The organism is Streptomyces sp. NPDC048291 (assembly GCF_043201715.1).
In the GTDB taxonomy this organism is placed as follows: Bacteria; Actinomycetota; Actinomycetes; order Streptomycetales; family Streptomycetaceae; genus Streptomyces.
The window spans coordinates 838,684-858,578 of record NZ_JBICZC010000001.1; the positions used below are offsets into that span (position 1 = coordinate 838,684).

Consider the following 19,895-nt stretch of genomic DNA (forward strand, 5'->3'; position numbering starts at 1 on the left):
GTCTCCACGGCATCACGACGACCGCTACGGCACCACGACGATCTTCCGCCCCACGCCCGCCGCGAACTGCTCCAGCGCCTGCGGGTAGCTGTCGAGCGGCAGACGGTCGCTGATGAAGACCTCCGGGTCCAGGACCCCGTTGGCGAACAGCTCCGCCGCCCGCTCGTAGCTGTGCAGGACGGCCATGGAGCCGGTGATGGTGATCTCCTGGTTGTAGATGCGGTACGGGTCGATCGTCACCCGGGTCGCGTAGTCGGCGACGCCGAACTGGAGGAACGTGCCGGCCTTGGCGACCCGGCCCAGGCCGTCCTGGATCGCCGCCGCGTTCCCGGTCGCGTCGATCACCACCTCCCAGCCCCGCGGCCGGTCCAGCTCGTCCGCGTTCGCGGCGGTCGCCGAGACGCCCAGCCGGTGGGCGGTCTCCAGGCGGGCCGGGTTCAGGTCGACCACGTCGACGCTCGCCGCGCCGGTCCGCTTGGCCAGCTCCAGCATCATCAGGCCCATGGTCCCCGAGCCGTAGATGAGCACGTGCGCGCCCAGCCTCGACTTCAGGACGTCGTAGCCGCGCACCGCGCAGGACAGCGGCTCGACCAGGGCCGCGTCCTGGGTGCGGACGTGCTCGGGGAGCTTCACGCAGTTGGCGACGGGGGCGACGGCGTACTGCGCGGCGCCGCCCGGCACGGTCACGCCGATCGCCGCCCAGCGCTCGCAGAGGTTGTTGTGGCCGTCCCGGCAGTAGCGGCACTCGTGGCAGTACAGGGACGGGTCGACCGCGACCCGGTCGCCGATCGCCACCTCGGTGACCTGGGAGCCGACGCCGACCACCTCGCCGGCGAACTCGTGGCCCGGCACGATCGGCAGCTTGGGCGCGAACTCGCCCTGGAGGATGTGCAGATCGGTGCCGCACAGGCCGCACGCGGCCACCTCCACCACGACCTCGCGGGGGCCCGGTGCCGGGTCGGGGACCTCGGTGACGACGGCACGGCCCACGGACTCGATGACGGCGGCCTTCATTTCACGGCTCCCAACGACAGGCCCTGGACCAGCTTGTCCTGGGCGGCGAACCCCGCGGCGAGCACCGGCAGGGAGACGACGAGCGACGCGGCGCACACCTTGGCCAGGAACAGGCCCTGGCTGGTGATGAAGCCGGTCAGGAAGACGGGGGCGGTCTCGGCGACCACGCCCGTCAGGACTCGGGCGAAGAGCAGTTCGTTCCAGCTGAAGATGAAGCAGATCAGCGAGGTGGCGGCGATGCCGGGCAGGGCGATCGGGGCGACCACGCGCGCGAGGATCGTCGGCAGCCGGGCGCCGTCGATCTGCGCCGCCTCGATGACGGCGACCGGGACCTCGGCGAGGAAGGACTGCATCATCCACACCGCGATCGGCAGGTTCATGGAGGTGTAGAGGATGACCAGGAACCAGATGTTGTCCAGCATCCCGGTGTTCTTCGCGAACAGGTAGATCGGCAGCAGGCCGGCCACGACCGGCAGCATCTTGGTGGAGAGGAAGAAGAACAGGACGTCCGTCCACTTCTTGACCCGCCGGATCGACAGCGCGTAGGCCGCCGGGAAGGCCAGGACGAGGACGAAGAGCGTCGAGACGATCGACGCCACCGCCGAGTTGACCAGCGCCGGCCAGGGGCTCGCGCCGCCGCCCGCGCCGAAGAACTCGCGGTAGCCGTCCAGGGTGAGGGCGGCGCCGAAGGAGGGCGGGTTGGTCGCCGCGTCCGCCTCGGAGTGGAAGGACGTCAGCGCCATCCAGGCGATGGGGAAGAAGAAGACGATGCCGACCAGCCAGGCCACCAGGCCGATGCTGCGGCCCCGGTGCTTGCCGACACGTAGGGCGAGGCTGCTCATGCGCGGGACGCCTCCTCTCGGAACAGGGACGACACCACGCGCAGGGCGAAGGTCGCGATGATGATCGAGCCGATGACCACCAGGACGCCGGCGGCCGAGGCGAGGCCGTTCTCGTGGGCCTGGTAGAAGTTCTGGTAGACGGTGTACGGGAGGTTGGCGGTGCCGAGGCCCCCGGACGTGATGGTGAAGACCGCGTCGAAGTTCTGGACGATGTAGATCGATCCGAGCAGGGCGCCGAGTTCGAGGTAGCGGCGCAGGTGCGGCAGGGTCAGGTGGCGGAAGATCTGCCATTCGCCCGCGCCGTCCACCCGCGCGGCCTCGAGCTGCTCGGGATCCCGGCTCTGCAGCCCGGCGAGCAGGATCAGCATCATGAACGGCGTCCACTGCCACACCAGGGCGGCCTCCACGGCCGGCAGCGGGGTGTTGGAGATCCAGTCGGGCTGCGGCCCGCCGACGTAGTGCAACAGGCCGTTGAGCAGGCCGTACTCGGGGTTGTAGAGGACGTGCTTCCAGAGCAGGGCGGCGGCCACCGGGACCACCAGGAACGGGGCGATCAGCAGGGTGCGGACGACGCCCCGGCCGCGGAACCTGTTGTTCAGCAGCAGCGCGAGGGCGAGGCCGAGGACCAGGCTGACCAGCACCACGGTCACCGTGAGCAGCACGGTCGTCCAGACCGAGTGGCGCAGGTCGGCGTCGGTGAGGACCTGGCGGTAGTTGTCGACGCCGGCGAAGTGCCGGGCCTTCGGGTAGAGGGCGTTCCAGTCGAAGAAGGAGATGACCACCGTGGCCACGAAGGGCAGCTGGGTCACCACGATCATGAAGACCAGGGCGGGCAGGAGCGGGGCCCGGGTGGCCCAGGTGCGCAGGCGGGCGGAGGGCGGCCGCGTGGCGCGTGCGGGTGTCGCTGCGTAGGGGGCTGTCGTCGCGGTCATCGTCCCTCGTACTCCTTGGAGATCTTCTCGGCGAGTTGCTGGGACTTCTTGAGGGCCGAGTCGACGGACTGCCGTCCGGCGACGGCCGAGCTGATCTCCTGGGAGACCTTGGTGCCGAGATCGGTGAACTCGGGGATGTCGACGAACTGGATGCCGGGCGCGGGCCGCGGCTGGACGCCGGGGTCGTTCGGGCGGGCGCTCTCGATGGCCTCCTTGGTCATCTCCTGGAAGGCCGCGGCCGACTTCACGTAGTCGGGGTTCGTATACGTCGACGCGCGCTTGCCCGCCGGCACGTTGGACCAGCCGCTGGTCTGCCCGACCAGGTCCTCGTACTCCTTGCCGGACGCCCAGGAGACGAACTTCCAGGCCTTGTCGGGGTTGCGGGAGGCCTTCTGGATGCCCCAGGCCCAGGTGTAGAGCCAGCCGGCGGACCTGGTCCGCTCCACGGGGGCGGGGACGTAGCCGAGCTTGCCCTTGACCGGGGAGCCGTTCGCCTCCAGGAGACCGGCCGCCGAGGTCGCGTCGTACCACATGGCCGTCTTGCCCTGGGTCATGTTGTTGAGGCACTCGGCGAAGCCGGACTGCGGGGCGCCGGACTCGCCGTGCGCGCGGACCAGGTCGACATAGAACTTCGTCGCCTTCTCGAAGCCGGACCCGGTCAGCTGCGCCTTCCAGTCCTTGTCGAACCAGGTGCCGCCGAAGGTGTTCACCACCGTGGTCAGCGGCGCCATCATCTCGCCCCAGCCGGGCAGGCCGCGCAGGCAGATGCCGCGCATCCCGGACTGCGCGCCGTCCACCTTGGCGGCGAGGTCGGCGACCTGCTGCCAGGTGGGGTGCGCGGGCATCGTCAGGCCCTTCGCCGCGAACACGTCCTTGCGGTACATCAGGAACGACGACTCGCCGTAGAAGGGCTCGCCGTAGAGCTTGCCGTCGTCGGCGGTCAGGGACTCGCGCATCGGCTGCAGGATGTCCTGCTGGTCGAAGCCCGGGTCCTTCGCGACGTAGGAGTCCATCTCGTGCAGCCAGCCGTTGCGGGCGTAGATCGGGATCTCGTAGTTGGACAGGGTGGCCACGTCGTACTGGCCGGCCTGGTTGGCGAAGTCCTGGCTGATCTTGTCGCGGACGTCGTTCTCGGGCAGGACGGTGAAGTTGACCTTGATGCCGGTCTCCTTGGTGAAGCGCGGGGCGAGCTTCTGGAGTTCCGTCATCTGGGGGTTGTTGACCATCAGCACGTTGATCGAGTCGCCGCCGGAACCGGACCCGCCCGCACCGACCCAGCAGCCGGAGAGCAGCGGGGCGAGCAGCGTCCCTGCGGCGACCATGGCGAGGGTGACTCGCGGCCTCCGTCGGCTCGGGGTTCGCATGGATCGCTCCTGGAGGAATCGGGATATATGGGGCATTGATGGGTGTGGAGCGCCCTCGGGGGAGGGCGGTGGTGGGTCAGACCCGGATGACCTGCGGGCCCAGCAGGGAGTAGCGGTGGGCCTCGGCCGTGGGGAGCAGGGTGCTCGTCACGATCGCCTCCAGGGCGCCGATCTCGGCGAAGCGGCAGAAGCTGACGGCTCCGAACTTGGTGTGCACGCCCGCGAACACCGTCCGGCGCGCGGCCCGGATCGCCTGCGCCTTGACCTCGCTGACAGCGGGGTCCGGGGTGGTCAGCCCGTGCTCGCGCGAGATGCCGTTGGCACCGATGTAGGCGAGGTCGAGGACGAAGCCGGCGAGCATCTTCGTCGTCCAGTGGTCGACGGTGGCCAGCGTGCCGGCCCGGACCCGGCCGCCCAGCAGCAGGACCGACATGTTCTCGGTCTCCGCCAGCGCGCCCGCGACCGGCAGCGACGCCGTGACCACGGTCAGCGGCCGGTCCGCCGGCAGCGACTCGGCGATGAGCCGCGGGGTGAAGCCCTCGTCGACGAAGACGGTCTCGGCGTCGCCCAGCAGCTCGGCGGCGGCCGACGCGATCCGCCGCTTCTCCGGCACATGGCTGGTCGAACGGAAGGCGAGGGTGGTCTCGAAACCGGCGCTCTCGACCGGGTACGCGCCCCCGTGGGTACGGCGCACCAGGCCGTGGTCCTCCAGGGCGCGCAGGTCGCGCCGGATGGTCTCCTTGGCCACGCCCAGGGCGTCGGCGAGCGCGGTGACGTCGACGGAGCCCGTGGCGCGCGCGGCCCGCACGATCTCGCGCTGGCGTTCCTCCGCCGTCTGCGTGCTCATCTCGTCACCCACTTCCTTGTGGAGGTGCCCGTTCGGGCCATGCAGCAAGTTCTACAGCGGGTGTGCGGGGCTGACCAGGCCTGTTGCGGGCCCGATACTGCCCGGGTGGGCCCGTTTGCCGGGCGCGGTGCCCGCCTCGGACCTGCGCGGCTGCCGGGGGAGGGGTGGGATCGGGCGGCCCGGATGCCCGAACGCGGCGGCGGGCGGGCCCGTTCGGTGCCCGCCCGCCGCCGCGTGCGATCGTTTCGCGCCGTCGCGCCCACTGGCCGCGTATCGGTCGCGTACCGGTGTCGCGTACTAGTAGGGCCACACCGGCGGGTCGTCCACGAAGCGCCCGCCGAGGTGGGTGTGGGCCGGCTTCTCCGGGTCCAGCTCGCCGTGCTCGGCGATCAGCTTCCCGGCGAACCGCTCGGAGTCGTCCTGCGGCTCGTAACCGAGCGCCCGCGCGGTGCCCAGGTCCCACCACAGCCGGGTGTTGGCGGACGACCCGTAGACGACGGTGTGGCCGACCTCCTCGGCGGTCAGGGCCGCGTGGAAGAGGCGGGCGCCGTCGGCGGGGCTCATCCACACCGAGAGCATCCGCACGTCGGCCGGTTCCGCGAAGCAGGAGCCGATGCGGACGGAGACCGTCTCCAGGCCGTGCTTGTCCCAGTACAGCTGGGCGAGGTCCTCGCCGAACGACTTGGACAGGCCGTAGAAGGTGTCGGGGCGGCGCGGGGTGTCCACCGGGATCAGCGGATCGCCCGGGCGCGGGGCCGGGGTGAAGCCGACGGCGTGGTTGGAGGAGGCGAAGACGATGCGCGGCACGCCGGCCTCGCGGGCGGCCTCGTACAGGTTGTAGGTGCCCTCGATGTTCGCGCGGAGGATCTTCCCGAACGGTGCCTCCAGGGAGATCCCCGCGAGGTGCAGGACCGCGTCCACGCCCCGCACCGCCTCGCGCAGCGCGTCCGTGTCGCCGAGGTCGGCGGTGATCGCGTCCGGTTCGCCCTCGATCGGCCGCACGTCGAACAGGCGCAGCTCGTAGCCGTACTCCGGGAGCAGGGACCGCATCAGGGTGCCGAGTCCGCCGGCGGCACCGGTGAGCAGTAGCGTGCGGGGCGTGGGCATCCACGGTCTCCTTGGATCGGCGCCGGTCGCGTCCGTGTATGAAATTCACATTCATGGACACGCTAGGGAGGTGTGACGTACCGAGTCAAGTGTGCCGTGGAGTGCGGGAATCCGCTCGACTGTTGGTCGTTTGTCGCCTTGACCGGCCCCGAGGGGGCCTCGTAACGTGGTCGCGTTCATGAATATGGACGCCGATCAGAAACATGCATCAGTAGCACGATCTGCGTCGACCGCCTCGACAGGGAGCGCCCGTGACGCCAGCCCCTCTCGCCGCCCGGCTCCGTGACCCGCGCGGGCCGCTCTTCTTCCCCGTCACCGCCTACGGCCCCGACGGCTCCCTCGACCTCGACGCCTACCGCGAGCACGTCCGCAGGGGCGTCGAGGCCGGCGCCGCCGCCGTCTTCGCCTGCTGCGGCACGGGGGAGTTCCACGCGCTGCTCCCCGAGGAGTTCGAGGCCTGCGTGGGTGCGGCCGTGGAAGCGACCGCCGGCCGGGTACCGGTGGTGGCCGGCGCCGGCTACGGCACCGCGCTCGCCGTACGCTACGCGCGTCTCGCCGAGGCCGCGGGCGCCGACGGCCTCCTCGCCATGCCGCCCTACCTGGTGGTCGCCGGCCAGGAGGGCCTGTTGCGGCACTACCGCGAGGTGGCGGCGGCCACCGGGCTCCCCGTGATCGTCTACCAGCGCGACAACGCCGTGTTCACCCCGCCCGCGGTCGTCGAACTCGCCCGCACCGAGGGCGTCATCGGCTTCAAGGACGGCCTCGGCGACCTGGACCTCATGCAGCGCATCGTCAGCGCCGTCCGCACCGAGGCCCCCGGCGACTTCCTCTACTTCAACGGCCTGCCCACCGCCGAACAGACCCAGCTCGCCTACCAGGCCATCGGCATCGGCCTCTACTCCTCCGCCGTCTTCTGCTTCGTCCCCGAGATCGCCCTCGCCTTCCACGCCGCCCTGCGCGAGGGGGACCGGACGACGGCCGAGCGCCTGCTGGACGGCTTCTACCGCCCGTTCGTCGAACTCCGCGCCCTGGGCCGGGGATACGCCGTCTCGCTGGTCAAGGCCGGCGTACGACTGCGCGGCCTGGACGTCGGCGAGGTCCGCCCCCCGCTGCACGAGCCGGCCGAGGACCACGTGAAGCAGCTCGCCCAGCTGATCGAGCGCGGCTACGCACTGCTGGAGGAGGACGCGTGACGCATCCCGGAGCGAGCCGGGCAGGACGGCCGAGGACCTCGGCGTTCGTGTACCCCTGGGACGTCAACGGGGACCCCACGGCCGCGGAGCGCGTCGCCGCACTCGGTGTCGACCAGGTGACCCTGGCCTCCGCCTACCACTCCACCCGCGCCCTGACCCCCCGCCACCCCCGCCACCGCATCGTCACCGCCGAGTACGCGGCCGTCTACTACCCGCCGGGCGAGCACTGGGCGGGCCGCGGACTCCGCCCCCACCGGGCGGGCGACTGGGCCCCGGGCGACGCCTACGGGGAAGCCGCCGAAGCCCTGGCCGGCGCCGGTCTCGACGTCCACACCTGGGTGATCCTCGCCCACAACTCCCGCCTGGGCGCCGAGCATCCGGACACCTCCGTCGTCAACGCCTACGGCGACCGCTACCCCTGGGCACCCTGCATCGCCCAGCCCGCCACGCGCGCGTACCTCGCCGACCTCGCCGCCGAGGCCGCCGTCCGCCCCGGCGCAGGCGGCACCGAACTGGAGTCCCTCGGCTGGTACGGCCTCCAGCACCTGCACGCCCACGACAAGACCGCGGGCGTCGGCCTGGGGGACGCCGGCCAGTACCTGATGGCACTGTGCTTCTGCCCCGCCTGCCGGGCCGGGTACGGCGAACAGGGCCTGGATCCCGACGAGTTGGCCGCCGCCGTACGGGAGGCCCTGGAGCCGCTGTGGCGGGGCACGGGCGACGACGCCGGCTGGCCCACGGTGGAGAAGCTGCTCGGCGAGCCGGTCGCGGCGGCCACGCGCGCGTGGCGCGACGGACGGGCCCGCACGCTCCAGGAGACGGCCGTGACCGCGGTCCGGGCGGCGGCCCCCGCAGGCTTCCAGGTACTGCTGCACGCCGACCCGGTGACCTACCACTGCGGCGCCAACGCGGGCGTGGACCCGGCCTGGATCCTGTCCGTCGCGGACGGCGTCGTGGTCCCCTGCGCGTCCGGTACGGCCCTGCTCGCGCCCTTCGCCGAACACGCCCGCGCCGACACCGTCCTGGCCGCCAACTTCACGGTGGTCTCCGGGATGGGCGGCAGCCCCGGCACCCTCGCCGCCGACGCCAACCGCGCCCGTGCGCTGGGCGCGACCGAACTGCGCCTGTATCACGCCGGATTGGCGTCCGACGGCGACCTGGCCGCGGTCCGGGAGGCGTTGCGCTGAGCCAGTGACCCGGCGGTGAGGAGCGGCGCGCCGCCGGAGACCGGTGACAGCATCCGGTGGCCGACGAGGGCGCCGAGGGCGGGGGCCCAGAGGGCTGCGGTGCACAGGGCGGTGAGGCCGTCGCAGCCGGTGAGGGTGTGGCGGGCCGATGAGTTCCGGGAGGCCGTGGGGTCTACCTCCTGAAGAGGATCGAGGAGTCCGGGCGGACGACCGAACCGGTGCACCGGGAGGCAGCACGATGACTGGTACGACCATGATCGACCTCGGCCCGCAGGCGAGGATCGTCGCGGAGCTCGCGGAGGGGGTGACGGACGGGCAGCTCGCGGGGGCGACGCCGTGTCCGGAGTACGCCGTGCGTCATTTGCTGGGTCATGTGGCGGGTCTGTCCGTGGCCTTCCGGGACGCGGCCCGCAAGGACCTGGGGGCCACGACCGGCCACCGCCCCGGCACGGCACTGCCGGTGCTCGGACCGGAGTGGCGGCAGGAACTGCCCGAGGCGCTCGACGCGCTCGCGGAGGCCTGGCGCGACCCGGCCGCCTGGGACGGCATGACCCGCGCCGGCGGGATCGACCTGCCGGGCGGGGTGGCGGCCGCGGTCGCCGCCGACGAACTGGTCATCCACGGCTGGGACCTGGCCCGGGCCACCGGCCAGGAGTACGCCCCCGATCCCGCGGCCCTGGAGGCGGCGTACGGCTTCCTGCGGATGGCCGCGGAGGGCGACCGCGGCCCGTTCGGCCCCGCCGTGCCGGTGCCGGAGGGTGCGCGGCTGCTGGACCGGACGGTGGGGCTGAGCGGCCGGGACCCGGGGTGGAAGGCGTAGAAGCACGCGAACGGTGAGTGGCCGGGGACCCGGATCCGTACTCTCCTCGCCATGCCCTTGAGCCTCACCGTCCTCGGCACCGCCTCCCCCTACCCCCGGCCCGGCCGCCCGTGCTCCGGCTACCTGGTGCGCGGCGGCGGCGCCGAGGTGTGGGTGGACGCCGGCACCGGGACCTTCGCGGAGTTGCAGCGGCACACGGATCCGGCGCGGCTCACGGCGATCTGGCTCTCGCACCTGCACGCGGACCACAGCGCCGATCTGTCGGCCGCCGCGTACGCGTACGCCTTCGGCGGCCTGGCCCCGGCCGCGCCGATCCCGGTCTACGCGCCGCAGGAGTGCGCACAGCGCCTTGCGGGCTTCTTCGGGCGGCCGGACCTCGGCTTCCTGGGCGGGGTCTTCGACTTCCGGCCGCTGTACGACGGGCACGCCGTCCGGCACTGGAACCTGCGGCTCACCGCGCGGGCGGTGGCGCACGGCACGGAGGCCTACGGGCTGCGTGCCGAGTGCCAGGGCAGCGTGCTGGCGTACTCGGGGGACAGCGGACCGTGCGCCGCCCTGACCGACCTGGCCACCCGCGCGGACGTCTTCCTGTGCGAGGCCGACCTCGACAGGCATCGCGAAGGCGAACGCGTACACCTGACCCCGGAGGACGCGGGCCGGATCGCCCGGGACGCGGGAGCACGGGAACTCCTGATCACCCACGTGGGCCCGTCCCTGACCCGGGAGATGGCGGCGGCCCGTGCGGGCGCGATCTCGGGGCGGCCCACCAGCGTGGCACGGGAGGGAGAGGCGAGGGGTTTCTGACCCGCCCGACGGCCGAAGCGGCCTCGGCCTTCGCGAGCCTCTCAGCGTTCGTGGGCCTCTCAGCGCTCCCGGGCCCCCTCACTCCTTACGGGCCGCCGGGCCCCGATCCGCCGGCCACGGCCGCAGGCCCCGCTCCACGGCGCGCAGTACCTCATCCGGGGACAGCTCGTCGGCCCGCTCGATCACCACGAGGTGCCACCCGTGCCGGGCGACCGCGGCGAGGGTCACCGCACGTTCGCGCGCCAGGTACCTCACCGCCGACGCGACATCCGTCACCGGCGGGCTCACGCCGTACCGGGCGAGCTTTCCGACGTACTGGTCCAGCCATTCCGCCCCCTCCCTCCCGGCGGCCCGGGACAGGGCGGCCCCGGCGTTCCCGTCGAGAAAGACCATGACCGGGGAGACGGGGGCGAGCACCTCGGTGAGGTCGGTGAGGAACGCGTCGATCGTCGCCTCGTCGTGGCCCATGGCCAGCAGTGTCGGCACGAACGGCACCAGGGCGTCGGCGATCACCACGTCGCCGCCGCTCGCCAGGACCGATGCCACGAACTCGCCGGTCGCCGCGATCAGCGTCTCCGGGCCGACGGCGCCGGTCGTCCGGAACGCCTCGGCCACCGCGGCGAACTGCGGTCTGGTCAGCACCTCCTCCTCCCGGAAGTGGTCCACCCGCAGTCCCGCGTCGGCCAGCCGGCGGGCCAGTCCGCCGCACAACGTCGACTTGCCCACCCCGGGGGCCGCTCCCCACACGCTGATCAGCACCGTCATGGCCGCCGAGCGTAGCTCCCCGGCCTTCCCCCCAACCCTCTTCTTTGTCAGAAGCATTGACGAAACACAGCCGTCCTCCTAGCTTCATCCGCGTCGTACTTCGTACGTCATATATGAGACGCGATACGCGAGATCAGATACGTCAGACCGGGTCCCGTGCCCGATCGTGACCCCGAGAGGCGCGCATGACCTCCGTGCCCATGCCGATTCCGTCGCGCACGCAGTTCGTGCTGGACGCGATCAAACACCGCATCCTCACCGGGCAGCTGACGCCGGGTCAGGCCCTGGTGGAGACCGAGCTCGCCGCGCAGTTCGGGGTGTCCAAGACCCCTGTGCGGGAGGCGCTCAAGACCCTCGCCGGGACCGGGCTGGTCGTGATGAGCCAGTACAAGGGCGTCACGGTGCGCATGGTGGACGCGGACATGGCGCGGGAGGTCTACGACGTACGGCTGCTCCTCGAACCCGAGGCCCTCCGGCGGGCCGTGCGGCGCGGCGCCCCGCTCGACGCCGCCCGCGACGCCCTCACCCGCGCCGCCGACGCCACCGACACCGCCGAACGCTCCCTCGCCAACCGCGACTTCCACCGCGCCCTCTACCTCCCGTGCGGCAACCCGCTCCTCGGCCGGATGCTCGACGAGGTCCGCGACCAGGCCGCCCTCGTCTCCGCGGTCGCCTGGGCCGCCTCCCCCTCCTGGGAGCAGGAGGCCGGTGAGCACCGGGAGATCCTGCGGCTGGCGCTGGCGGGCGACGCCGACGGTGCCGCCCGCACCCTGCACACCCACATCGCGTCCTTCGTCGACCGTGCCTTCCCCCAAGCGGCCGACCAGGCAGGCCGAGCAGGCCAGGCAGATCAGGCGGATCAAGCAGGCCAAGCAGGTCAGGGAGGCCAGGGATGAGCGGCGCGGTGTTCGAGACCCAGCGGGCGGCCCTGGCCGACGTGGTGGCCATCCCGGTCACCCCCTTCGCCGAGGACGGCGGCGTCGACCAGGACGCCCACCGGGCGCTGCTGCGCCGGCTCCTCGACGGCGGGATCCGGACCCTCACCCCGAACGGGAACACCGGCGAGTTCTACGCCCTGACCCCCGAGGAGCGGCGGCTCGTCACCGAGTCGACGCTCGACGAGGCCGGGGACCGGGCCGTGGTCCTCGTCGGGGTCGGGCACGACATCCCCACCGCGGCCGCCTCCGCCCGGCACGCCCGGGAGCACGGCGCCCGGATGGTCATGGTCCACCAGCCCGTCCACCCGTACGTCTCCCAGTCCGGCTGGGTCGACTACCACCGGGCCATCGCCGCGGCCGTCCCCGAACTCGGCGTCGTCCCGTACGTACGCAACGCCCAGCTCCCCGGCGCCCGCCTCGCCGAACTCGCCGACGCCTGCCCGAACGTCATCGGCGTCAAGTACGCGGTGCCGGACGCCGCCAAGTTCGCCGCGTTCGCACGTGACGCCGGGCTCGACCGGTTCGTGTGGGTCGCCGGGCTCGCCGAGCCCTACGCGCCCTCCTACTTCTCGGCCGGCGCCACCGGCTTCACCTCCGGCCTCGTGAACGTCGCCCCGGCCGTCTCGCTGGACATGATCGAAGCGCTTCGATCGGGTGACTACCCCGCCGCGATGAAGGTCTGGGAGCAGATCCGCCGCTTCGAGGAACTCCGCGCCGCCAACGGCTCCGCCGACAACGTCACCGTCGTCAAGGAGGCCCTCGCCGCCCTCGGCCTCTGCCGCCGCGACGTCCGCCCGCCCAGCAGGCAGCTGCCGGAGGAAGGGCGCGCCGAGGTCGCCGCCATAGCCACCGGATGGTCCCTGTGAGCCCCGGCGAGAACGTCCCGCGCAAGCGGCCCGAGGAGCTGCGGAGCCACCAGTGGTACGGCACCGAAGGCCTCCGCTCCTTCAGCCACCGCGCCCGCACCCGCCAGCTCGGCTACCTCCCCGAGGAGCACCTCGGCAAGCCGGTCATCGCGATCCTCAACACCTGGTCGGACATCAACCCCTGTCATGTGCACCTCCGTGACCGGGCGCAGGCCGTCAAGCGGGGCGTCTGGCAGGCGGGCGGTTTCCCGCTGGAGTTCCCGGTCGCCACCCTCTCCGAGACCTTCCAGAAGCCGACCCCGATGCTCTACCGCAACCTCCTCTCCATGGAGACCGAGGAGCTGCTGCGGTCGTATCCCGTGGACGGCGCGGTCCTCATGGGCGGCTGCGACAAGTCCACCCCGGCCCTGCTCATGGGCGCCGCCTCCGTCGACCTGCCCACCGTCTTCGTGCCCGCCGGGCCGATGCTCCCCGGCCACTGGCGGGGCGAGGTCCTCGGCTCCGGCACCGACATGTGGAAGTACTGGGACGACAAGCGCGCCGGACTGATCGGCGACTGCGAGATGCAGGAGCTGGAGAGCGGCCTCGCCCGCTCGCCCGGGCACTGCATGACCATGGGGACGGCCTCCACCCTGACCGCCGCCGCGGAGGCGCTGGGCGTCACCGTCCCCGGCGCGTCGAGCATCCCGGCCGTCGACTCCGGGCACGACCGGATGGCCGCCGGGTCGGGCATGCGGATCGTCGAACTCGTCCACCGGGACCGCAGGCTCTCCGCGCTCCTCACCCCGGACGCCTTCGAGGACGCGGTCACCACCGTCCTCGGGCTCGGCGGCTCCACCAACGCCGTCATCCACCTCATCGCCATGGCTGGCCGGGCCGGGGTGCGGCTCACCCTCGACGACTTCGACCGCATCGCGCGTACCGTGCCCGTCCTCGCCAACGTCCGCCCCGGCGGCCGGCGGTACCTCATGGAGGACTTCCACTTCGCGGGCGGCCTGCCCGGCTTCCTCTCCCGCATCCCCGACCTGCTCCACCTCGACCGGCCGACGGTGTCTTACGACACCTACCGCGAGCAGCTCGCCGGCGCCCGGGTGCACGACGACGACGTCATCAGGACCCGCACCGACCCGGTCGCGAGCGAAGGCGGAGTCGCCGTGCTGCGCGGCAACCTCTGCCCGGACGGTGCCGTGATCAAGCACATCGCCGCCGAACCGCACCTGCTCAAGCACACCGGCAGGGCGGTCGTCTTCGACGACTACCGGACCATGCAGCGCACCATCGACGACCCGGCCCTCGGCATCACCGCCGACAGCGTGCTCGTGCTGCGCAACGCCGGGCCCAGGGGAGGTCCCGGCATGCCCGAGTACGGCATGCTGCCCATCCCCGAGCACCTCCTCAGGCAGGGCGTGCGGGACATGGTCCGGATCTCCGACGCCCGGATGAGCGGGACGAGTTACGGCGCCTGCGTGCTGCACATCGCCCCCGAGTCGTACGTCGGCGGGCCGCTCGCCCTGGTCCGCACCGGGGACGCCATCACCCTGGACGTCGCGGCCCGCACCCTCCGGCTCGACGTGGACGACGAGGAGCTGGCGCGGCGCCGGGCCGCCTGGACCCCGCCGCCGGTGCGGTACGAGCGCGGGTACGGCGCCCTCTACGACCAGCAGATCACCCAGGCCGACACCGGCTGCGACTTCGAGTTCCTGGCCCGGCCGGGAGAAGTCCCGGACCCGTACGCGGGCTGACCCTTCCGCACGACGATCGTCGAAGCGCTTCAACCATGTGCATGTAGCAAGCGCTTCCTGCACCCGCTGTCACCCATGCGAACGGAGAGACGGTCATGGCCCAAGCCGCAGCCGTGGCGAACCCGCCCGCGCCACCCCGGCGGCGCCGTGCCTCCGCGACGCCGCGCAGGCTGCCGTACCTGCTGATCGCCCCGGCGGTCCTGCTGATGCTGGGCTTCATCGCCTACCCGGTGCTCAGCGTCTTCTACTACAGCCTTCAGGACTACAACCCCACCAAGCCCTGGCGGAACGGCTTCGCGGGCCTCGGCAACTTCACGCGGGCCTTCGCGCACGACCCGCAGTTCTGGGACACGCTCACCTTCAGCGCCAAGTGGGTCGTGGTGGAGGTCGGGCTGCAGCTGCTGTTCGGGCTCGCGCTCGCGCTGATCGTCAACCAGACGTTCGTGGGGCGGGCCCTGGGCCGGGCGCTGGTCTTCTCGCCGTGGGCCGTCTCCGGTGTGCTCACCTCCGCGATCTGGGTGCTGCTCTACAACTCCCAGACCGGCATCACCCGTTACCTCGCCGACGCGGGCATCGGGTCGTACGGCACCAGCTGGCTCTCCGACCCCTCGACCGTCTTCCCGGCGGCCGTGGTCGCCGACCTGTGGCGGGGCGTGCCGTTCTTCGCGATCCTCATCCTCGCCGACCTCCAGTCCGTCGCCAAGGACCTCTACGAGGCGGCGGAGGTCGACGGGGCGGGCCGCCTCAAGCAGTTCTGGCACATCACGCTGCCGCATCTCAAGGACGCCATCGTGCTGTCCACACTGCTGCGCGCGGTGTGGGAGTTCAACAACGTCGACCTGCTCTACACCCTGACCGGAGGCGGCCCGGCGGGGGAGACGACGACCCTTCCCCTCTACATCGCCAACACCAGCGTCGACGCCCACGACTTCGGCTACGCCTCCGCGCTGACCACGGTGGCCTTCGTGATCCTGCTCTTCTGCTCCGTCCTCTACCTGCGGCTGAGCAAGTTCGGAGGCGAGACCAAGTGATCACCGAGATCGCCCCCACGGCCGGGCCCGCCGTGTCCGAGCCCGCCCGGCCGGGGAAGAAGCGCCGCGCCTGGGACGAGGCCCCCCGCTGGCAGATCTACCTCCCCCTCGGGATCTACCTGCTCTTCACGCTGGTCCCGTTCTACTGGATCCTGCTCTTCGCCCTCCGCCCGGCCGGCTCCACCTCGCTCGTCCCCTGGCCGGTCACCTTCGACCACTTCCAGAAGGTGTGGACCGAGCGCAGCTTCGGCACCTACTTCACCAACAGCGTCTACGTCGGGGTCTCCACCCTGGTGCTGACCACCGTCGTCGCCCTGGCCGGCGGCTACGCCCTGGCCCGCTTCGACTTCCGGCTCAAGCGCGGCTTCATGCTGGCCCTGCTCTGCTCCCAGTTCGTGCCGGGCGCGCTGCTGCTCGTCCCGCTCTTCCAGATCTTCGCCGAGCTGCGGATGATCAACTCCCTCGGCAGTGTCGTCGTCGCCGAGACCGTTTTCCAGCTCCCGCTGTCGATGATCCTGATCAGCGGCTTCATCAGGAACGTGCCGTACTCCCTGGAGGAGGCCGCCTGGGTCGACGGCTGCAACCGGCTCACGGCCTTCCGGATCGTCGTGCTGCCGCTGCTGCGGCCGGGACTGGTCGCGGTCGGCTCCTTCGCCTTCGTGCACGCCTGGAACCACTTCCTGTTCGCCCTGATGTTCCTCTCCGACCAGAGCAAGCAGACCATCCCGGTCGGCCTCAACACCCTGATGAGCGCCGACAGCGTGGACCTGGGCGCGCTGGCCGCGGGCGGGATCGTCGCCGCCGTACCCGTCGTGATCGTCTTCGCCTTCATCCAGAAGTGGCTGATCACCGGCTTCAGCGCGGGGGCGGTGAAGGGATGAGACACGTCGCGGACCGACCGGGGAAACCGCTTACCCTGCATCCAAAGATCGACGACGCAGGGAGGACACCGTGAACTCTTCACCCATCGACCTCGTTCTGGCGGGCGCGCGCGGCCACGGCCGCTGGCACCTGGAGAACATCCGCCGGCTCCAGGAGAAGGGCGTCGTACGGCTCGCCGGCATCTGCGAGCTGACCCCGCTCGGCCCGGACGAGCTGCCGGAGGGGCTCGGGCAGCCCGCCCAGTCCGCCGACTTCGGCGCCCTGCTCGACGCGACAGGCGCCGGGATCGCCGTGATCTGCACGCCCATCCCCACCCACACGGACCTGGCCCTGACGGCCGCCGAGCGGGGCGTGCACGTGCTCCTGGAGAAGCCGCCGGCGCCGTCCTACGCGGAGTTCCGGCGGATGGCCGACGGGGTCGCCAAGGCGGGCGTGGCCTGCCAGATCGGCTTCCAGTCGCTGGGCTCGCACGCCGTGCCGGCGATCCGGCGGCTGATCGCGGAGGGCGCCATCGGCGAGGTGGTGGGGGTCGGCGGCGCGGGTGCCTGGGCCCGCCCCGAGGCCTACTACCGGCGGGCGCCCTGGGCCGGCAAGCGGCGCCTGAACGGCGTCGACGTCGTCGACGGGGTCCTCACCAACCCCCTCGCGCACGCCGTCGCCACCGGCCTCGCCCTGCTCGGCACCGACCGTGCCGAGGACGTCACCGGCATCGAGACCGAGCTGCTGCGCGCCAACGACATCGAGTCCGACGACACCTCCTGCGTCCGCGTCACCACCCCGCGCGGCCCGGTCACGGTCGCCGCCACGCTCTGCGCCGAGGAACCCGGGGAACCGTACGTCCTGGTGCACGGCACCGGCGGCCGGATCACCCACTGGTACAAGCAGGACCGGGTGCTGGTGCAGCGGGCGGACCACGGCCCGGAGGAGACCGAGTACGGCAGCACGGACCTGCTGGAGAACCTCGTCGACCATGTCACCACCGGCGCCGCCCTGCTGGTGGAGCCGGACGCGACCGGCGCCTTCATGAAGGTCGTTGAAGCGATTCGACTGGCCGACGCCCCGGTCGCGCTGCCCGCCGACGCCTGGCACCGCCGGCCTGAGGACGGGCGCCGGGTCGTGACCGGCATCGACGCACTGGTCGCGGCCGGCGCCGACACCCTCTCCCTCTACTCCGAACTGGGTGCCCCCTGGGCCCCGCCGAAGAGGGTGAGCCCATGAGGGACGCCGGTCGGCCGGGTGCCGCGGGCGTTGCCGGAGCCGCCTCCTTCACGCACTTACGCGTCACCCCCTGCTGACCCCGACACAGGAGAGCCGATCGATGAAGAGCAGCATCCGCAGAAGCAGGCGCGCGGCCGTCGCCGTCGCCCTGGGCTCCGTGCTCGCGCTGACCGCCACCGCCTGCGGCGACGACGGCAGCGGCAGCGCGGGCGACAAGGGCGGCGAGGGCTCCGGCAAGGGCACGATCACCTTCTGGGACAACAACGGCGGTGTCCGCACCGACGTCTGGAAGGAGATCATCGCCGACTTCGAGAAGCAGAACCCCGACATCAAGGTCACGTACGTCGGGGTGCCCGCGGCCGGCGTCCAGTCCAAGTACGACACCGCCATCCAGGGCGGCGGCCTGCCCGACGTCGGCGGGGTCACCACCGCGATGCTCGCGGAGGTCGCGGCGCAGGGCGCGCTGGAGCCGCTGGACGGCCGGCTCACCAAGAGCGCCCTGAACGGCAAGCTCAACGAGAAGTTCCTGGAGAGCGTGAAGTCCGCGGGCGGCGACGGAAAGACCTACTCCGTGCCGACCTCCGCGAACAACGGCACCCTCTGGTACCGGACCGACCTGTTCGGCGCGGCGAAGCTGGCGGCGCCGACCACCTGGACGAACTTCTACGCGGCGGCCGGCCGACTCACCGACAAGGCGAAGAACAGGTTCGGGTACACGATCCGGGGCGGGGAAGGGTCGATCGCGCAGGCGCTGGACGCCACCTACGGCCAGAGCGGGATCGACTCCTTCTGGAACGGTGACAAAACCACCGTCAACGACCCGAAGAACGTGGCGGCGCTGGAGAAGTACGTCGGCCTGTACAAGAAGGACACGCCCTCCGCCGACGTCAACAACGACTTCACCAAGATGGTGGCGCAGTGGGATTCCGGCACGATCGGGATGCTGAGCCACAACCTCGGTTCCTATGCGGACCACGAGAAGGCGCTGAGCGGGAAGTTCAAGGGAATTCCGAATCCGACGCTGGACGACGGGACCCGGGTGCAGGTCTCCAATCCCGTGGACGGTCTCGGTCTTTTCAAGTCGAGCAAGAACAAAGCGGCCGCCTGGAAGTTCATCGAGTTCGCCGCCTCGCACGAGGCCAACAGCAAGTGGAACGAGTCGGCGGGGCAGGTGCCGGCGAACAACGAGGCGGCGCAGGACGCCTGGGTGCGGGCGTCGGAGCCGACGAAGCTGGCCGCCGAGGCGCTCAACGGGGCGTCGACCAAGATCGTGCAGCTTCCTTACTACCTGCCGGACTGGAACACCGTTTCCAAGGCCGACAACGAGCCGAACTTCCAGAAGGTGCTGCTCGGGAGGATGACGACCAAGGAGTTCCTGGACACGCTGGCCGATCAGCTCAACAAGGCCCAGGCGGACTGGAAGGCCCATCACTGAGATCGGGTGGGTTCGGTCCGTGGGGGACTGCTGGCCGAGTGTGGCTGGTCGCGCAGTTCCCCGCGCCCCCAAGACAAAGACCTGAAAGGTGCACCCTTGTGTCCCTTACGCGCAGACAGGTAACTTCCGCGGCTCTTGCCGCCGTTCCTCTCGTCGGTCGGTCGCCCGGGAGGGGCCACCGCACCCTCTACATCGCCGGTGATTCCACCGCCGCGCAGAAATACGCCGACGCGGCGCCCGAGACCGGGTGGGGGATGGCGCTGCCGTTCTTCCTCCGGAAGGAGATCGGCGTCTCCAACCAGGCCGTCAACGGCCGCAGTTCCAAGAGCTTCGTCGACGAAGGGCGGCTGGACGCGATCCTCGCCGCCATCCGGCCGCATGATCTGCTGCTCGTCCAGTTCGCGCACAACGACGAGAAGAGCGACGATCCGACGCGGTACACCGAGCCCTGGAGCACCTACCAGGACTACCTGCGGCTCTACGTCGAGGGCGCCCGGGCGCGCGGTGCCCGGCCGGTGCTCGCCACGCCCGTCGAGCGGCGGCGGTTCGACGCCGACGGCAACGCCGTGCCGACGCACGGCGACTACCCGGCGGCGATGCGCGCGCTCGCCGCGCGGGAACGGGTCGCGCTGCTCGACATCGAGGCGCTGTCGCTCGCGCTCTGGCAGGCGCTCGGGGTCGAGGCGACCAAGACGTACTTCAACTGGACCGACACCGAGCAGGACAACACGCACTTCAACCCGCCGGGGGCCATCGCCGTGGCCCGGCTCGTGGCGCAGGAGTCGCTGCGCACCCAGGTGCTGGCCCGGCACGACGTCGTCCGGCTGCACGAGGACATACCGACTTCATGGATCACCTGGCCACCCGCATAGCCGAGGAGAACCGCACAGTGCGTACTCAGATATGTC

At 71.6% G+C, this 19,895-nt stretch carries 19 protein-coding genes; 12 read left to right on the forward strand and 7 right to left on the reverse strand.

What is annotated here, in order from left to right; all coding sequences use genetic code 11:
* Positions 1-24: 24 nt before the first annotated feature.
* The 6 genes from ACGF5O_RS03670 to ACGF5O_RS03695 all read right to left on the reverse strand — a co-directional run bounded on the left by ACGF5O_RS03670 (position 25) and on the right by ACGF5O_RS03695 (position 6,106).
* Positions 25-1,014 (reverse strand): zinc-dependent alcohol dehydrogenase family protein, encoded by a 990-nt coding sequence (locus ACGF5O_RS03670; RefSeq protein ID WP_362651815.1) that lies wholly within the window; start codon positions 1,012-1,014, stop codon positions 25-27.
* Entirely contained in the window at positions 1,011-1,856 is an 846-nt protein-coding gene (locus ACGF5O_RS03675; RefSeq protein WP_393808264.1) for a carbohydrate ABC transporter permease, read from the reverse strand. The genes ACGF5O_RS03670 and ACGF5O_RS03675 overlap by 4 nt, the downstream gene beginning before the upstream one ends.
* The gene (locus ACGF5O_RS03680; RefSeq protein ID WP_393808265.1) at positions 1,853-2,788 is read right to left on the reverse strand and encodes a carbohydrate ABC transporter permease; all 936 of its coding nucleotides are present in this window, start codon (positions 2,786-2,788) and stop codon (positions 1,853-1,855) included. Before ACGF5O_RS03680 ends, ACGF5O_RS03675 begins: the two co-directional genes overlap by 4 nt.
* On the reverse strand, positions 2,785-4,152 hold the full coding sequence (locus ACGF5O_RS03685; RefSeq protein WP_393808266.1) for an ABC transporter substrate-binding protein: 1,368 nt from the start codon (positions 4,150-4,152) through the stop codon (positions 2,785-2,787). The genes ACGF5O_RS03680 and ACGF5O_RS03685 overlap by 4 nt, the downstream gene beginning before the upstream one ends.
* Before the next feature lie 76 nt (positions 4,153-4,228).
* The gene (locus ACGF5O_RS03690; protein ID WP_393808267.1) at positions 4,229-4,999 is read right to left on the reverse strand and encodes a DeoR/GlpR family DNA-binding transcription regulator; all 771 of its coding nucleotides are present in this window, start codon (positions 4,997-4,999) and stop codon (positions 4,229-4,231) included.
* Between the two features lie 297 nt (positions 5,000-5,296).
* Positions 5,297-6,106 carry an NAD-dependent epimerase/dehydratase family protein gene (locus tag ACGF5O_RS03695; RefSeq protein WP_393808268.1) on the reverse strand — a complete coding sequence of 270 codons (810 nt, stop codon included), beginning with the start codon at positions 6,104-6,106 and terminating at the stop codon, positions 5,297-5,299.
* A 251-nt stretch (positions 6,107-6,357) separates the two neighbouring features.
* Between ACGF5O_RS03695 and ACGF5O_RS03700 the strand changes: the two genes are divergently transcribed.
* From ACGF5O_RS03700 to ACGF5O_RS03715, 4 genes are all read left to right on the forward strand, one after another.
* The gene (locus ACGF5O_RS03700; protein WP_393808269.1) at positions 6,358-7,299 is read left to right on the forward strand and encodes a 5-dehydro-4-deoxyglucarate dehydratase; all 942 of its coding nucleotides are present in this window, start codon (positions 6,358-6,360) and stop codon (positions 7,297-7,299) included.
* Entirely contained in the window at positions 7,296-8,486 is a 1,191-nt protein-coding gene (locus tag ACGF5O_RS03705; RefSeq protein ID WP_393808270.1) for a hypothetical protein, read from the forward strand. The genes ACGF5O_RS03700 and ACGF5O_RS03705 overlap by 4 nt, the downstream gene beginning before the upstream one ends.
* 238 nt (positions 8,487-8,724) lie before the next feature.
* Positions 8,725-9,306 (forward strand): TIGR03086 family metal-binding protein, encoded by a 582-nt coding sequence (locus ACGF5O_RS03710; protein ID WP_393808271.1) that lies wholly within the window; start codon positions 8,725-8,727, stop codon positions 9,304-9,306.
* A gap of 51 nt (positions 9,307-9,357) precedes the next feature.
* Positions 9,358-10,110, forward strand: a complete 753-nt coding sequence (locus ACGF5O_RS03715; protein WP_393808272.1) for an MBL fold metallo-hydrolase — start codon at positions 9,358-9,360, stop codon at positions 10,108-10,110.
* 78 nt (positions 10,111-10,188) lie between these two features.
* Here ACGF5O_RS03715 and ACGF5O_RS03720 read toward each other — a convergent pair whose 3' ends face one another.
* Positions 10,189-10,875 (reverse strand): hypothetical protein, encoded by a 687-nt coding sequence (locus ACGF5O_RS03720; protein WP_393808273.1) that lies wholly within the window; start codon positions 10,873-10,875, stop codon positions 10,189-10,191.
* Positions 10,876-11,060: 185 nt separating this feature from the next.
* On the opposite strand from ACGF5O_RS03720, the gene ACGF5O_RS03725 reads away from it, so the two are divergent.
* From ACGF5O_RS03725 to ACGF5O_RS03760, 8 genes are all read left to right on the forward strand, one after another.
* On the forward strand, positions 11,061-11,771 hold the full coding sequence (locus ACGF5O_RS03725; protein ID WP_393808274.1) for a GntR family transcriptional regulator: 711 nt from the start codon (positions 11,061-11,063) through the stop codon (positions 11,769-11,771).
* Positions 11,768-12,679, forward strand: a complete 912-nt coding sequence (locus ACGF5O_RS03730; protein WP_393808275.1) for a dihydrodipicolinate synthase family protein — start codon at positions 11,768-11,770, stop codon at positions 12,677-12,679. Before ACGF5O_RS03725 ends, ACGF5O_RS03730 begins: the two co-directional genes overlap by 4 nt.
* Positions 12,667-14,421, forward strand: coding sequence for an L-arabinonate dehydratase (gene araD / locus ACGF5O_RS03735; RefSeq protein WP_393808276.1), 1,755 nt, complete (start codon positions 12,667-12,669; stop codon positions 14,419-14,421). The genes ACGF5O_RS03730 and araD overlap by 13 nt, the downstream gene beginning before the upstream one ends.
* A gap of 95 nt (positions 14,422-14,516) precedes the next feature.
* On the forward strand, positions 14,517-15,452 hold the full coding sequence (locus ACGF5O_RS03740; protein ID WP_393808277.1) for a carbohydrate ABC transporter permease: 936 nt from the start codon (positions 14,517-14,519) through the stop codon (positions 15,450-15,452).
* A complete protein-coding gene (locus ACGF5O_RS03745) occupies positions 15,449-16,333 on the forward strand; it encodes a carbohydrate ABC transporter permease (protein ID WP_393808278.1) in 885 nt (294 codons plus the stop codon). Before ACGF5O_RS03740 ends, ACGF5O_RS03745 begins: the two co-directional genes overlap by 4 nt.
* 70 nt (positions 16,334-16,403) lie before the next feature.
* On the forward strand, positions 16,404-17,552 hold the full coding sequence (locus ACGF5O_RS03750; protein WP_393808279.1) for a Gfo/Idh/MocA family protein: 1,149 nt from the start codon (positions 16,404-16,406) through the stop codon (positions 17,550-17,552).
* A gap of 100 nt (positions 17,553-17,652) precedes the next feature.
* Positions 17,653-18,987: an ABC transporter substrate-binding protein gene (locus tag ACGF5O_RS03755; RefSeq protein ID WP_393808280.1), complete on the forward strand. Its 1,335-nt coding sequence runs from the start codon at positions 17,653-17,655 to the stop codon at positions 18,985-18,987.
* 98 nt (positions 18,988-19,085) lie between these two features.
* On the forward strand, positions 19,086-19,859 hold the full coding sequence (locus tag ACGF5O_RS03760; protein ID WP_393808281.1) for a rhamnogalacturonan acetylesterase: 774 nt from the start codon (positions 19,086-19,088) through the stop codon (positions 19,857-19,859).
* The last annotated feature ends 36 nt before the right edge of the window (positions 19,860-19,895 follow it).